This window comes from Salinibacterium xinjiangense, from assembly GCF_014645015.1.
GTDB lineage: Bacteria > Actinomycetota > Actinomycetes > Actinomycetales > Microbacteriaceae > Rhodoglobus > Rhodoglobus xinjiangensis.
Genome location: NZ_BMLC01000002.1, coordinates 294,847 through 308,029, shown reverse-complemented (window position 1 = coordinate 308,029; position 13,183 = coordinate 294,847). Strand labels below are relative to the sequence as shown.

15 protein-coding genes and 1 pseudogene are annotated in these 13,183 nt (G+C 65.9%); 8 read left to right on the top strand and 8 right to left on the bottom strand.

Going from position 1 to position 13,183, the window contains the following annotated elements; genetic code table 11:
- Nucleotides 1-230: 230 nt before the first annotated feature.
- Nucleotides 231-1,577 carry an HNH endonuclease signature motif containing protein gene (locus IEW81_RS08220; RefSeq protein WP_179691742.1) on the bottom strand — a complete coding sequence of 449 codons (1,347 nt, stop codon included), beginning with the start codon at nucleotides 1,575-1,577 and terminating at the stop codon, nucleotides 231-233.
- Between the two features lie 134 nt (nucleotides 1,578-1,711).
- Here IEW81_RS08220 and IEW81_RS08215 point away from each other — a divergent pair, with 134 nt between their 5' ends.
- From IEW81_RS08215 to IEW81_RS08205, 3 genes and pseudogenes are all read left to right on the top strand, one after another.
- Nucleotides 1,712-2,317, top strand: coding sequence for a LysE family translocator (locus IEW81_RS08215; protein ID WP_229671304.1), 606 nt, complete (start codon nucleotides 1,712-1,714; stop codon nucleotides 2,315-2,317).
- 122 nt (nucleotides 2,318-2,439) lie between these two features.
- Nucleotides 2,440-2,829, top strand: a pseudogene (locus tag IEW81_RS08210) (RtcB family protein); the annotation flags it as partial.
- Between the two features lie 76 nt (nucleotides 2,830-2,905).
- Nucleotides 2,906-3,238 (top strand): cupin domain-containing protein, encoded by a 333-nt coding sequence (locus IEW81_RS08205; RefSeq protein ID WP_097059448.1) that lies wholly within the window; start codon nucleotides 2,906-2,908, stop codon nucleotides 3,236-3,238.
- A gap of 145 nt (nucleotides 3,239-3,383) precedes the next feature.
- Here IEW81_RS08205 and IEW81_RS08200 read toward each other — a convergent pair whose 3' ends face one another.
- Nucleotides 3,384-3,851, bottom strand: a complete 468-nt coding sequence (locus IEW81_RS08200) for a hypothetical protein (protein ID WP_097059447.1) — start codon at nucleotides 3,849-3,851, stop codon at nucleotides 3,384-3,386.
- A 338-nt stretch (nucleotides 3,852-4,189) separates the two neighbouring features.
- Here IEW81_RS08200 and IEW81_RS08195 point away from each other — a divergent pair, with 338 nt between their 5' ends.
- Nucleotides 4,190-4,378 (top strand): hypothetical protein, encoded by a 189-nt coding sequence (locus IEW81_RS08195; protein ID WP_097059446.1) that lies wholly within the window; start codon nucleotides 4,190-4,192, stop codon nucleotides 4,376-4,378.
- Between the two features lie 94 nt (nucleotides 4,379-4,472).
- Here the strand turns inward: IEW81_RS08195 and IEW81_RS08190 are convergent, their stop codons facing one another.
- Nucleotides 4,473-4,619 carry a hypothetical protein gene (locus tag IEW81_RS08190; protein ID WP_179691741.1) on the bottom strand — a complete coding sequence of 49 codons (147 nt, stop codon included), beginning with the start codon at nucleotides 4,617-4,619 and terminating at the stop codon, nucleotides 4,473-4,475.
- Nucleotides 4,616-5,362: a phosphoglyceromutase gene (locus IEW81_RS08185; RefSeq protein ID WP_097059445.1), complete on the bottom strand. Its 747-nt coding sequence runs from the start codon at nucleotides 5,360-5,362 to the stop codon at nucleotides 4,616-4,618. Before IEW81_RS08185 ends, IEW81_RS08190 begins: the two co-directional genes overlap by 4 nt.
- A 69-nt stretch (nucleotides 5,363-5,431) precedes the next feature.
- Between IEW81_RS08185 and IEW81_RS08180 the strand changes: the two genes are divergently transcribed.
- The gene (locus IEW81_RS08180) at nucleotides 5,432-6,220 is read left to right on the top strand and encodes a class I SAM-dependent methyltransferase (RefSeq protein WP_097059444.1); all 789 of its coding nucleotides are present in this window, start codon (nucleotides 5,432-5,434) and stop codon (nucleotides 6,218-6,220) included.
- Between the two features lie 41 nt (nucleotides 6,221-6,261).
- Here the strand turns inward: IEW81_RS08180 and IEW81_RS08175 are convergent, their stop codons facing one another.
- The 4 genes from IEW81_RS08175 to IEW81_RS08160 all read right to left on the bottom strand — a co-directional run bounded on the left by IEW81_RS08175 (nucleotide 6,262) and on the right by IEW81_RS08160 (nucleotide 9,380).
- Entirely contained in the window at nucleotides 6,262-7,314 is a 1,053-nt protein-coding gene (locus tag IEW81_RS08175) for an FUSC family protein (protein WP_097059443.1), read from the bottom strand.
- Nucleotides 7,315-7,364: 50 nt separating this feature from the next.
- Nucleotides 7,365-8,399, bottom strand: a complete 1,035-nt coding sequence (gene ygfZ / locus IEW81_RS08170) for a CAF17-like 4Fe-4S cluster assembly/insertion protein YgfZ (RefSeq protein ID WP_179691739.1) — start codon at nucleotides 8,397-8,399, stop codon at nucleotides 7,365-7,367.
- Nucleotides 8,389-8,985, bottom strand: coding sequence for a heme-binding beta-barrel domain-containing protein (locus IEW81_RS08165; protein WP_097059442.1), 597 nt, complete (start codon nucleotides 8,983-8,985; stop codon nucleotides 8,389-8,391). Before IEW81_RS08165 ends, ygfZ begins: the two co-directional genes overlap by 11 nt.
- Before the next feature lie 137 nt (nucleotides 8,986-9,122).
- A complete protein-coding gene (locus IEW81_RS08160) occupies nucleotides 9,123-9,380 on the bottom strand; it encodes a hypothetical protein (RefSeq protein WP_097059806.1) in 258 nt (85 codons plus the stop codon).
- 55 nt (nucleotides 9,381-9,435) lie between these two features.
- On the opposite strand from IEW81_RS08160, the gene IEW81_RS08155 reads away from it, so the two are divergent.
- From IEW81_RS08155 to IEW81_RS08145, 3 genes are all read left to right on the top strand, one after another.
- Entirely contained in the window at nucleotides 9,436-10,128 is a 693-nt protein-coding gene (locus IEW81_RS08155) for a response regulator transcription factor (protein WP_179691738.1), read from the top strand.
- Nucleotides 10,097-10,933 (top strand): mycothiol synthase, encoded by an 837-nt coding sequence (gene mshD / locus IEW81_RS08150; RefSeq protein WP_229671303.1) that lies wholly within the window; start codon nucleotides 10,097-10,099, stop codon nucleotides 10,931-10,933. Before IEW81_RS08155 ends, mshD begins: the two co-directional genes overlap by 32 nt.
- Before the next feature lie 72 nt (nucleotides 10,934-11,005).
- Nucleotides 11,006-13,183 carry an RNA degradosome polyphosphate kinase gene (locus tag IEW81_RS08145; protein ID WP_097059440.1) on the top strand — a complete coding sequence of 726 codons (2,178 nt, stop codon included), beginning with the start codon at nucleotides 11,006-11,008 and terminating at the stop codon, nucleotides 13,181-13,183.

Here is a 13,183-nt window from a genome sequence, read left to right as displayed (position 1 = left end):
GTTCGGCCCAGCGGTAGCTCAGCCCGTCGATAGCTCAGCCCAGCGGTAGCTTGGCCCGTCGATAGCTCAGCCCGTCGGTAGCTTGGCCCAGCGATAGCTCAGCCCAGCGGTAGCTTGGCCGGTCTGCATCCGGACGACAGCTTCTCGCCCTGCTCTTCCTGCTGCCGTCGCACTGTCCCTCGTGTGTGGGCAGATCCTCTCCCGTGGGCAGATCCTCCCTTCGGGCAGGGTTATCCGGTTTGTTGGAGTGGGCATTTCGAGTGCAGCTGTGTGGGCTGGGCGTGTAGTCCGGGAAGTCCGGGCTGTCCGGGTGGTGGTGTGAGCCAGTAGCTTCCGTCGGGTCGTTTCTGGATGGACCAGTTGTTGGCGTGGAGTTGCATGTGGTGGAACCGGCAGAGGCTGATCCCGTTGACAAGGGTGGTGTTGGTCCCGTTGAAGGGGTCGAGGTGGTGCACTTCGGTGAATTGGGGTGGCCGGTCGCAGTCGCCCCAGGCGCAGCCGTTCCATTGCGCGGTGATAGCAGCGCGTTGTCGGGGGCTGTGGAGCCGTTGGGTGCGTCCTGCGTCGATCGGGGTGTGTCCGTCGAGCAGGATCGGCAGTATTCCGCTGAGGCAGAGGTGTCGTTCGGCGGTGCTGATACTGACCAAGGCAGACTGGCCTTCAAAGTAGGCGAACCCCCGGCTGCTCTGGAGGGCTTCGGCCTGCACGTGCACCCTGACGGCCGGCGACTTCTGCCCGAACATTGCCGTGGCGCCGGCAGCTCGGGTCGCGAGTTGCACGATCTCCACGAGGGTGTCAACGGCGAGCTGGTCGTTGCTGCGGGGGTCATCCAGCATGTCCTGGGCGCGCTGCACCTCGGCTGGGTCGACGAACCGTGGCCCGCCGCGGCGTGGGGACAGGGCGGTGGCAAGAGCGCCGGTGATGATCGCGGCGGATTCCGAATCCAGTAGCGCGTGAAGCCGGGTCATCCCGTCGGCGGTCTCGAACCAGCTCAGGGTGCGCCGGGAGCGGCGGTGTTCTTCCAGGTCTGCCACCGAGTCCGTGTCCAGTCGTGCGCGGGCAAGACGGGCGGCTTTGGCGATGTCTTCGGGCGTGGCGGTGCCGGCGCAGGAGACCAGGACCGTGGCGACCTCCCGCAGGTCGCTACTGGAGACCGCAGCGGAGGGCTCGCCGATACCCGTGGCGATTGCGGCCGCGCTGGCCACCGACAGCTCCCCGCACGACACCGCCTCGGCGACCGTCGACAACCACACCGAACCGCCACCCTGCACCGCGTCGAGGGCTTTACCGGCAGCCGTCAGCGCGCGGGCCTCGGAGGCGGTGGCTCCGGTCAGTTTCTGGATCAACTTCTCCGCCGAAGATTCCCCCGCACGCGCCGCGAGCCCCTGCTGGCCGAGAGCACGATCTGAGCGTCGCGCGATCTCCGCCGCCACGACCGCAGCCCGGGCATCCAACCGCCTAAGCGCCAACCCGAGCTCACCCTGAATAGCAAGCAACGCATCATCGGCCAGAGACCCCACTCCGACCACCGACGGCAACACCATGATCGTGTCGTCAGAAGATGAATTTCGGGCCATGGTCAACGTTCGCAGAATTCGAACAGAGTTACTACAGTGCAGCCCTAATTGAATAATAGAAATCGAAACTAAATACGACCATAAACTGCGTTGCATTCAAACAACACCCTGCCACCAATGCCTCGGCGTTGTCGGTGGCGGCCCTCGCGCTGATCCTGTTGCCGGGGCCGAGCGTGCTGTTCGTCATCGGCAGGTCGATGTCCCTCGGGCGAAAAGGCGGGGTGCTGAGCGTCGCCGACAATGCGCTCAGCACGCTGCCGGCCATCACTGCGATCTCGCTGGGCGTCGGGGCGATCGTCGCCGAATCTGTGGTGGTGTTCACAGTCATCACGTTCGTGGGAGCCGCCTACCTCGTTTACCTCGGCGTGCAGGCGATTCGCCACCGTGGCGATCACACAAGGCCTGCTGCCACCGTTTCGAAGCGGCCGTCGGTTCTGAGGCTTCTGCTCGAGGGTTTCTTCGTAGGGGTGTCGAACCCGAAGACGATCGTGTTTTTCTTGGTGATCCTGTCGCAGTTGGTCAGCTATCGCACCGGAGCCATCCCGCTGCAGATGGCGATTCTCGGCCTCATCTTCTTCGCGATAGTTATCGTCGTGGACAGCATGTGGGCTCTTGCCGCGGGAACCGCGCGTGCCTGGTTCGCGCGTAAGCCCCCACGCCAGTCACACATCAGTGTTGGCGGGGGCGTCATGATGATCGGGCTCGGCGGCGCGCTGGCACTTACCGGCAGCAAGACCTGACCGACGGCACGTCAGGAAAACAGTTGCGCCAGCGCGCTGCAACCCGCAGGCTGCCAAACCTGTGCCAACAGGCACAACCGTCACTCACGGTCGCTGTGTTCGCAATGCCGTCATCGACGCCATCGCTGCTCAACCGTGACGAGATGATGGATCGGGTCGTGCGGCAGGTGGGTGAGCCAAAGGGCGCCATCTCGGCGCGCTTCGGTGAGCTCTGGCTGATCCCCGGATCGATGGGCACGGCGTCGTACGTGGCGGAGGGGCTCGGGAATCCGGTCGCCGTGCACTCGTCGCCGCACGGTGCCGGTTGCGAGTACTCGCGGTCGGTGGCCCGGAAGACGTTCACGGCTTCCGACCTCCGCACGGCGATGGAGGGCATCGAGCACCGCGATACCGACTCGTTCATCGACGAGATTCCTGCGGCGTACAAGCCGATCGACCAGGTGATGGCGGATGCCGAATCCCTCGTCAGGGTGCGGCACACGCTGAGGCGGCTCGTGTCCGTAAAGGGCGACTGGGGATACGCCGTCTGCCGCACAGAACTCTCTGTGCGGCAGACGCGCGGGGGCGAAGTGGAGCACACTGTCTGACATGCAGAAGATCTCACTGGCGGCGCTGGCGCGCCACGAATTAGCCCACGCGCTTGGCGCCTCGAACGGGCGCAGCGCAAAGACAGTCTTTGGAGGGCACGAGCATCAGCTTCGACAGACTCTGATCGCGCTGCGGGCAGGCGAGGGCATGTCGGAGCATGAGAACCCGGGCGAGGCGACCATTCAGGTTCTCCTGGGACGAGTGCTGTTGCGGGCGGGCGAGGTGACCTGGAACGGATCACCGGGCGACCTGATGATCGTGCCAGACCGAATGCATTCCCTCGATTCGGTTGAGGATTCGGTAATCCTGCTGACGGTCGTGAAGAAGCTGTGACGTGACCCTCCGCGGTCGCGGTCATCGGTTCTGGCCTCGTGAGTCGTAACCGTGGCGTTGACGCTGCTCGGGCAAGAGCGTCTCGGTCATCTCAGCCACGGTGCATCCTTCACTTCGCGCATCGCCGTCGAATCGTTCTCGCAGCTCAGAACGAGCCGTGATCGTCGTCGTCGTCGTCGAAGTACACCCACGGTGTGCTGACGTAGTCATCCGGCGCTACTTGCCTCACGGTATCGCCGAGCAGGAGGTACGGTCCGCGAAACGAGGCGCCCGACTCGACGCTCGATTCCCTGATGGACCTGAGCCAGCGCTTGTCGCACCCCATGATCTCTGCTGGTCCCGGTCGTTCGAGAGTCAGCACGAGGGTGGAGTCGGTGAAATCCATCGTCAGGCAGCGCAGCGTGTCGGCAAAGGTTGACACATCATCGGCATACGGTTCGGCGTCGACGTCGAGCGGCATCAGGATGGGCAGCGGGCAGGAGTGCTCGTCGAGCACCATGATCCAGACCTGTCGACGAAGCGCCGTCTCGAGCATGACCTGCAGGTGAGGGATCAACTCGCGATCGGTGGGGAGGGGAATCGTGCGGATGTCGTCGTAGCGGGGTCTGGTCATGGAGATATGGTTGCGCCAGATACCGACGCTGGCGTTGTGGCGCTTCAGGTTGGGGAGAGAGCCTCCCCGTCTCGTTCTGTGGATAAGACGCGGAGAGGATCTCGCCTAGCTCGCGAAGTTCTGCGCCCCTGATCTCCAGAGCAGAAGCGTTTCCAGTCTCGCTCGGAAAGGAACGCCGCCAGCTCATCGGTCGCCGATAGGTTTGCCATGCGGTCAACGAAGCGGGCCGACTGTGTGCCGCAGTGGACTCGTGCACGTGCCACCCCCGCGCAGCGTCCACAAGGACTGGAAAAGTGTGGCCGCAGGGTGTGAACTGGAGTTCACACAAGGGAGACCGAATGTCTGACGCAGGTAAAGAGTTCGACGACACTGGCGTCATCGAGGCGCAGGGCCCGGACGTTGAAGTAAGCAGCGACACCCCCGCGCCGAGTGCCGGGCTGGATCCTGCCCAGGCGTACCTCGACGACCAGGTGCGCTCAGTGCGTTCAGCCGAAGAGGGTCAGCGCGAGGCGCCCGATACGGAGTAGGGCGGAGCAGCGCGGTTGCGGTTCCGGCGGCAGTCTGCGGGCTGTGGATCTACCTGAACGTGATCACCGGCAAGTGACCAGAGCCCGTTTACGCTCAGTCCCCACCGCCACCATCGCTGGAACCACCATGATCGCCGAAACCGCCACGGCGGTTCGCCGGCCCACCGGAGTCTCCGACGTTGAACGAGAAACCGCTCGCCGGTTCGAGCAGCGCACTGACCGTGAACCGGCCCGAGGTCACTTCTTGGCGCCCTGGGCTGCGACCGCGGCGGCGCCGGCTGCAGCAGCCTCGGGGTCGAGGTACTTTGCGGGGCCGGTGGGCATGAAGTCGTCGTTGAGTTCATAGACCAGCGGAATGCCGGTGGGGATGTTGAGCTCGGCGATGGCGTCATCCGAGATGCCGTCGAGGTGCTTCACCAGCGCGCGCAGCGAGTTGCCGTGGGCCGTGACGAGCACGGTCCTGCCCGCGGCGAGGTCGGGGACGATATCGGATTGCCAGTAAGGCAACATCCGGTCGATGACGAGCTTGAGGCTCTCGGTGCGCGGGATCTCGCCGTCGATTCCGACATAGCGCTCGTCGTGCACCTGGCTGTACTCGGCATCATCGTCGAGCACGGGCGGCGGCACGTCGAAGCTGCGGCGCCATTCCTTGAACTTCTCCGGGCCGAACTTCTCGAGCGTCTCGGCCTTGTCGAGCCCCTGCAGCGCACCGTAGTGGCGCTCGTTGAGGCGCCACGTGCGCTTCACCGGCAGCCAGGCGCGGCCCGCAGCATCCAGCGCGATGTTCGCGGTATCGATCGCGCGGGTGAGCAGGCTCGTGTACGACACATCAGGCTTCAGCCCCGACGCCGCCAGCAGGTCGCCAGCCCTCGTCGCCTCGGCAACGCCCTGCTCGCTGAGAAGCACATCGACCCAGCCCGTGAACAGGTTCTTCTGGTTCCAGTCTGAATTGCCATGGCGGAGAAGGATGAGGGTGTGCGTCATGGGTATCAGCGTACCGACGAGCGCTCGCGTGGGCGGTTAGGCGTGGCGGGGTTACGGGAGAATAGGCCCATGCCCATCGGCCAGGTCACGCGCGGCACCACCGGCACCAACCGCCTGAGACGCGTCGACCGGTGGATAGCGCAGCTGTCGCCACTGCGGCTCGCGAGCGTGCCGCTGGTGGTCGACCTCGGCTACGGGGCATCCGCCACCACATCCCTGGAACTGCACCAGCGGCTGGCGCGCGTGCGAGCCAACGTGGAGGTCGTCGGCATCGAGATCTCGCAGGAACGCGTGACCGAGGCAAGTAAGAGCGCGCGCCCCGGAGTCAGCTTCAGACTGGGCGGCTTCGAGATTCCGGGCGAGCGGCCCGCGGTCATCCGGGCCCTCAATGTGCTGCGGCAATACGACGAGTCGCAGGTGCTCGCCAACTGGCAGCGCATGGTCGACCGTCTGCAGCCGGGCGGTGTGCTCGTCGAGGGCACCTGCAACGAGGTCGGCAGGGTTGCCAGCTGGGTGGATGTCACCACCGACGGCCCCCGGAGCCTCACTGTGAGCCTGCGCCTCGCCGATCTGTCCGCTCCAGGTGCCAGCGGGCCGTCGATCGTCGCCGAACGGCTGCCGAAGGTACTCATTCATCGCAACGTTCCCGGGGAATCCGTGCACCGCTACCTCGCCGACCTCGACCGCTGGTGGCAGGTGCATGCGCCGCTCGGGGTGTACGGGCCATCGCAGCGGTGGACTGCTGTGGCGGCATCCATGAAGCAGGATTGGCCGATTCTCGGCACGAAAGCACGGTGGCGACTCGGCGAGCTGACCGTGGACTGGCACGCGGTGGCGCCGCGCGGCTTCGAGTGGTGAGCACGCTGGATAACGGCCGTCGGTCTTCCCACGTGACCCTGCTACACCTCGGGCAGCAGCGCCCGCGCCTCCTCGATCGGCATTCCCGTACCCACCAGCAGGTCGACGGCCAGCGGCCGCAACATCAGCACCATCGCCTGGTCTGTGACATGGCCGTCGGGAACGATGATGGATGGATCGAGCTGGCGGGCGGCATCCGTCAGCAATGATCGCGCGGCACCCGACACCTGGGGGTCGTCGGCCTCCTCCCCGATCAGGCGCAACCCTGTGGCGAGTCGCGCCACGATCTCGGCGAGTGCTGGCCGCTTCACGCCGTCGCGCACGAGAAACTCTGCTCGCCTCGCGAGGGTGCGCAGGTGCCGTGACGCGAGTTCCGCCGCCGCCAGGAAGCGCACGTCGCGATGCAGTTCCGGCAGCCGTGCGCGCAGGAACGGCGAGATCTTCGCGACCGCAATGGCGCTCTCGAGCGAGGTAGTCCACGCATCGATGTGCGGCTGGGTTCGGCGCAGCCGGGTGAGGCCCAGCTCGCCCGCGGCCTCATCCGCATCCCGCAGGCAGTCGACGACGGATGCGGTGCCCTCGCCGACGGCTGCGAACAGCCGCCGCCGCTCGCGGGAGGCGTCGCGGTTCGGGTTCCGCGGGATCAGCGCGGTGGCGAGCAACGCCACCACACCGGCGACGATCGCGTCGAGGCTGCGGGTAAACGCCATGCCGCTCGGGTCAGGAACGATCACCACGATCCCCGATTGCACGGCGGCCGCGACGGCGAAGGCCGGATTCGGCGAGAACGCGCGGGAGACCAGCAGCACCACGAACAGCACGAGTGCGATCTGCCAGACGCCCTTGCCGACCACGAGCACCATCAGTCCGCTCAGCGTGATGCCGATCGTGACACCGAGGGCGTTGTCGAATACGCGCCGAGGCCGCGCATCCCGCGTCAGCCCAAGCGAGGTAATGGTCACGGTTACAGCGATGAACGGTGTCGGATGCCCCAGCACGAAGTGCGCGATCGAGTACGAGGCGACAGCCGCTGCGACGATCTGCATGACCGCGGGCAACGATTCCGTGGCACGTCGCACCGCGGACCGGAGCATGACCCGCACATGGACCCGACGAGCGAGTCGACGAAGTGGGGCGGAGTCGCTCAACGCCGCACGGCACCGAGTCGAGGAAGGCGAGGAACGTTCGCCGCGGCGCCCGCGTCCGGCGGCACTATCACTTCCTGCGCAGCAGCGATGAATGTGTCGTCGGCCTTGACGACCAGGTCTGCAGCGGGGTCGACGCTGCGTTTGACGACGGCGAGGGCGATCGGCCCCAACTCGAAGTGCAGCGCGGCCGAGGTGACACGGCCGACCTCGGCGTCGCCGAAGAGAACGGGCGAGCCAGCGACAGCGTGCACGCCCTCAGAACCGTCGAGATGCAGCATCACGAGCCGACGCGGCGGATGCCCGAGATTGTGCACTTTTGCGATCGTCTCCTGGCCGCGGTAGCAGCCCTTTGACAGGTGCACGGCCGAACGCAGCCAGTCAAGCTCGTGCGGGATCGACTTCTCGTCGCCCTCCGTTGCGAGCCGCGGACGCCACGCGGCAACGCGCAGAGCCTCGAGTGCGAGGGATCCCGCTGCCGGGAACGCGCTGAGGTCGGCGTCGCGCACGACCACCACCTCGCTGTAGGTCCAGGGCGCATCCGGCCTCGATGCCGCATAGGTATGGCCGGGCCCATCCAGCCAGGGATCTCGCCAGGTGACCACGGCGGGCAGGTCTGGCGAGCCGAGGGTGCCGACCGTGTCGAAGTCTGCAGAGCGGTCGACGACCTCGACGCGCAGCATGAAGCGCATACGGTCGAGCCACGCCGTCAGGGTCGGGCCTTCGGCTGCGTCGACGAGAAGCCAGGCGGTCTCGCCGTCATCCACCAGCCGGATGGCCTGCTCGAGTCGGCCGGAGGGGTCGAGCAGCAACGTCTCGGCCGATTCGCCCGGGACCAGCCGTGCGACGGACTGCGAGGTGAGCGAGTCGAGCCAGGTGAGCCGGTCCGGCCCGGTGATGGTGATGACCGCGCGGTCGGACAGGTCGACGATGGCCTCGCCGTTCGCCAGTGCCCTCTGCTCGCCGAGCGGGTTGCCGTAGTGCTGCGGAGGGTCGCCCACGGCTCCGGGCCGGGCGCTGAAATTACTCGACACGGGAGAGCCGTCCTGACGCGTGGGTGCGCAGATCCTGGCCGAGGGCGGCGATATCCCACGCCCAGAGCAGGTGATTGTCGACAAGGCCGTAGAGTCTCGTCGCGGCCGCGTACTCCTTAGCACTGGCGGTGCGCATGACGGCGTCGGTGGCGAGGTCGATGCGCGGCCCGCTTGCGCGACCCAGGTAGAACTCGTTGACGCCTCCCGGATGCACGATCGAAACCTCGATCTCGAAGCTGCCGTCTGAGCGGCGCAGGGTCTCGACCGAGCGGGCCGTCGTGAAGGGTCGTGAACCGATCCCGGGTAGCAGCCCCGGCCCGGGGTCGCCCTCGAGTGCGGGCCTGGTCAGCTTCCAGTAGCCGGTTTCGGTGACGTGCGGTGTGCGACCCTCATCCAGCAGCCAGGTGTACGAGTTGTAGTTCAGGTGCGGCAGCCCGTCGTGGGTGAAGCTCAGCCGCTGGCCGAACTCGAGGGAGCGCGTCTCGTCGCCGACCTTGTAGTCGACGATGCCGGTGCCTTCCCACAGCCCGATGAGCCACGAGATCGGTGCGAGTTCTGCCGGGTTGGTGGCATCCAGTTCAATCACTGTGCCTCCCTTTCAGCTCAGCGCTGGCCGCGGAACAGGTTGAAGAGCACGACGACCGAGACGAAACCGATCGACAGCGTCGCCAGCACAAGGAGGCCGACGAAGAAGAGTTCCAGTGCGAGCAGCATCTTATTATCCTATCCAAAGAGCAGGGTCACACCCGTCGCCCCGGCGAGGATGACGACGCTCACACCGATGCTCGCCATCGCGCGCATCACGAACCCCTCGGGACGCCTCGTCGCCAGTTGGAGCGCGAAGGTCGCGATCACCGCCGCTGCCGCCACAACTCCGAGCCAGGTGAAGTACTCCTCGCGGGGCGAGACGACCCCGGTCACGATGGATCCGGCGAGCGCAATGAGCCACACCGGGATCACGCTTGCTGCCTGCCACCTCATATCTGCCATGGTATTCGATGGCCCGATAGACTGTCCCCACCACTTTGGAGGCACGTTGGCGCAGCTGTTGATTTTGACCTCTGTGGTCGACGCTGAAGTCCTTCCTGCACTGGGGCTGCTGAGCCATACCGTCCGGCAGATTCCGGCATCCCCGGCGTCGCTGATCTCGGCGCCCAGTTGCGACCTCATTTTCGTGGATGCCCGCCAGGACCTGGCGAGCGCAAAGTCGTTGTGCAAGATCCTCACGACCACGGGGGTCAACGTTCCCCTGATTCTCATCCTCACCGAGGGCGGGCTGACCGCGGTCTCGGCTGACTGGGGGGTGGACGACGTGATCCTCGTCTCCGCAGGCCCCGCTGAGGCCGATGCGCGCATCCGGCTCGCTCTCGGCCGCCAGGCGCAGAGCGCTGGTTCATCGAAGATCCAGGCGTCCGGTGTCGTCATCGACGAGGCGTCGTACTCGGCGAAGGTGCATGGCCGCCCGCTCGACCTCACCTTCAAGGAGTTCGAGCTGCTGCGGTTTCTCGCCACCCACCCATCACGGGTGTTCACGCGCGAGCAGTTACTCAGCGAGGTGTGGGGCTACGACTACTTCGGCGGAACCCGCACTGTCGATGTGCACGTGAGGCGACTGCGGGCGAAGCTCGGCGACCTCGAGTCGCTCATCGGCACCGTGCGCAACGTCGGATACCGCTTCAACGTCTATGACGATGACAATGAGCGACCCGCTCTCGCCAACGCGCAGTAACCCGGCGCTTCTCGGCCTCATCGAGCGCGCTCGCGCTGCCGATGGCTCTCCCCCGTTCTCGGATGGGGCGCTCGTCGAACTGTCGCAGGGCACGGCGACCCTGCAGCGGCTGGGTGACGCGGCCGCGATCGTCACTGCCGACTCCGTCGAGTTCGTCGTGGATCCGGATGCCCGCCGCCGAGGGCTCGGAACCCGCATGCTCGAGCACCTCACTTCACATGCCCCTGGGCAATTGCTGTTCTGGTCGCACGGCGACCACCCCGGCGCGCGGGCCCTCGCCGCGAGTCACGGGCTCGAGCCAGTGCGCGAGCTTCTGCACCTCGAGGCCGAGGTACCTGCAGGCGTTCCCGCAGACCCCGGAGTCAGCCAGATCCGGCTGCCGGAGGAGGCTGACGCGTGGCTCGAGCTCAACGCGCGAGCCTTTGCCGGGCATCCTGAGCAGGGCAGGGTGACCCGCGCCGACCTCGACACGACCATAGCCGAGCCGTGGTTCGACGCCGCAGACTTCCTGGTGCTGCGCGACGGATCATCGATCATCGGATTCTGCTGGCTCAAGGTCGAGGAGGGCCCTCCCGGTCGGCGCGAGGGCGAGTTCTATGTGGTCGGCGTGGATCCGGGGCGGCAGGGTGAGCGGCTCGGGCGGCGGCTTGTGGAGGCCGGTCTGGCGCGGCTGGCCGGGCGCGGCATCCGCACGGCGCACCTCTACGTGGAGGGTGACAACGCGCCCGCGCTCAGGCTCTATCGCGGCTTGGGATTCACGAACCGGTCGGTCGACATCCAGTACCGCTCGGCGCCGCGACTCTGAACCAGTGCGGGCCTCGGCTTAATCCGACGTTCACGAGTGAATGACAGCGCGAGTGAGTGACAGTATGAGTGGATGGACAGTTCCAACAGCCTCACCGATGCCGCAGACGCGACAGACTCGCTCGACGAGTACGACCTCGACGAGTCGTCGAGTGTCGATGACGGAACCCTGGAGCCAGACCGCTTCCTCGACCGCGAACTGAGCTGGCTCGCCTTCAACCAGCGCGTGCTCGAACTCGCCGAAGATCCCGCGCTCCCCCTGCTGGAACGCGCCAACTTCCTCGCCATCTTCGCGAGCAACCTCGACGAATTCTTCATGGTGCGCGTCGCAGGGCTGAAGCGGCGCATCCTGACCGGGCTCGCCGTGCCGACCAACGTGGGACGCGCGCCCGCCGAGGTGCTGGAACTGGTCAGCGCGAAAGCGCACGAACTGCAGGAACGTCACGCGCAGGCGTTCCGCACGCTGGTCAAGCCCGCCCTCGATGCCGCAGACATCCACATCGAGACCTGGGCCGACCTCGGAGCTGCTGACCGTATCCGCATCGACGAGATCTTCTCGACCCAGATCTTCCCCGTGCTGATGCCGCTGGCCGTCGACCCGGCACATCCATTCCCCTATATCTCCGGGTTATCGCTCAACCTGTCGATCCGGGTGCGCAGCCCCAAGAACCGTAAGGAAGAATTCGCACGCCTGAAGGTGCCGCAGAACCTGCCCAGGTTCGTTCAGCTTCCCGACGACAAGAGCGGCCTGCTCAGGTTCATCCCGCTCGAAGACCTCATCTCGAACCATCTCGGTGACCTGTTCCCCGGCATGGAGATCCTCGAGCACCACGAGTTCCGCGTCACCCGCAACGAAGACCTCGAGGTGGATGAAGACGAGTCGGATAACCTCCTCAAGGCTCTCGAGAAGCAGATCCTGAACCGCCGCTTCGGCCCCCCGATCAGGCTCGAGATCACCGACGACATGGATGAGGTCACACTCGGCCTCCTGATGAGCGAGCTCGACATCACCGAGCAGGAGGTCTACCGCCTCCCGGCTCCCCTCGACCTCGGAGGCCTGTTCCAGCTCACCAAGATCGATGAGCCCAAGCTCAAATACCCGCGCCACGTGCCGACCACCGCCGTCGCGCTGCTGCCGAGTGAACCGAACGCCACGCCCAACATCTTCGCCTCGATCGCCAAGCAGGACATCCTGCTGCATCATCCCTACGAATCGTTCTCGACGAGCGTGCAGGCGTTCCTGGAGCAGGCGGCGGCCGACCCGAACGTGCTGGCCATCAAGCAGACGCTATACCGCACGAGCGGTGACAGCCCCATCGTCGAGGCCCTCATCGCCGCAGCCGAGGCCGGCAAGGCCGTGCTCGCGCTCGTCGAGATCAAGGCCCGGTTCGACGAGACCGCCAACATCAACTGGGCCCGCAAGCTCGAGAAAGCCGGCGTGCACGTCGTCTACGGTCTGGTCGGGCTGAAGACCCACTGCAAGCTCGCGCTCGTGGTGCGCCAGGAGAACGGCGTGCTGCGCAGCTACAGCCACATCGGCACGGGAAACTACAATCCCAAAACGAGCCGCATCTATGAGGATCTCGGCCTCCTCACCGCGAGCAACACCGTCGGCAAAGACCTGACACGGCTGTTCAACGAGCTATCCGGTTACGCCATCGAGAAGAAGTTCAAGAGGCTGCTCGTGGCCCCGCTTCACCTCCGGAAAGGGCTGCTCAAGCTCATCCAGACCGAGACCGAGAATGCGAAGGCCGGGCGTGCGTCCGGCATCCGGATCAAACTCAACTCGATCGTGGACGAGGCCATCATCGACGCGCTCTACCGTGCCAGCAATGCCGGCGTGCCTGTGGAGCTCGTGGTGCGTGGCATCTGCTCGATCAGGCCGGGCGTCGAAGGCCTGAGCGAGAACATCAGGATTCGCTCGGTGCTCGGGCGCTACCTCGAGCACGCGCGCATCTTCTCGTTCCACAACAACGGAGACCCGCAGGTCTACATCGGCAGCTCCGACATGATGCACCGCAATCTCGACCGCAGGGTGGAGGCCCTCGTACGACTCACGAGCCCGGCCCACCTTGCCGAACTCGAGCAGCAGTTCGACCTCGCGCTGTCTGACGAGACCTCATCGTGGTGGCTGGAATCCGACGGGTCATGGACACGCCACCACCTCGCAGCAGACGGTAGCCGCCTCCAGGACCTGCAGAACGTGCTGATGAAGCAGGTTTCCCAGCGCAAGCGCAGCAGCAGTCGGTGA

Excerpts from the sequence above, each read along its gene's own strand:
- IEW81_RS08220 (WP_179691742.1), bottom strand. The coding sequence starts at position 1,577 with ATGGCCCGAAATTCATCTTCTGACGACACGATCATGGTGTTGCCGTCG.
- IEW81_RS08205 (WP_097059448.1), top strand. The coding sequence starts at position 2,906 with ATGCAGAAGATCTCACTGGCGGCGCTGGCGCGCCACGAATTAGCCCAC.
- IEW81_RS08200 (WP_097059447.1), bottom strand. The coding sequence starts at position 3,851 with ATGACCAGACCCCGCTACGACGACATCCGCACGATTCCCCTCCCCACC.
- IEW81_RS08195 (WP_097059446.1), top strand. The coding sequence starts at position 4,190 with ATGTCTGACGCAGGTAAAGAGTTCGACGACACTGGCGTCATCGAGGCG.
- IEW81_RS08185 (WP_097059445.1), bottom strand. The coding sequence starts at position 5,362 with ATGACGCACACCCTCATCCTTCTCCGCCATGGCAATTCAGACTGGAAC.
- IEW81_RS08180 (WP_097059444.1), top strand. The coding sequence starts at position 5,432 with ATGCCCATCGGCCAGGTCACGCGCGGCACCACCGGCACCAACCGCCTG.
- IEW81_RS08175 (WP_097059443.1), bottom strand. The coding sequence starts at position 7,314 with ATGCTCCGGTCCGCGGTGCGACGTGCCACGGAATCGTTGCCCGCGGTC.
- IEW81_RS08160 (WP_097059806.1), bottom strand. The coding sequence starts at position 9,380 with ATGAGGTGGCAGGCAGCAAGCGTGATCCCGGTGTGGCTCATTGCGCTC.
- mshD (WP_229671303.1), top strand. The coding sequence starts at position 10,097 with ATGAGCGACCCGCTCTCGCCAACGCGCAGTAACCCGGCGCTTCTCGGC.
- IEW81_RS08145 (WP_097059440.1), top strand. The coding sequence starts at position 11,006 with ATGGACAGTTCCAACAGCCTCACCGATGCCGCAGACGCGACAGACTCG.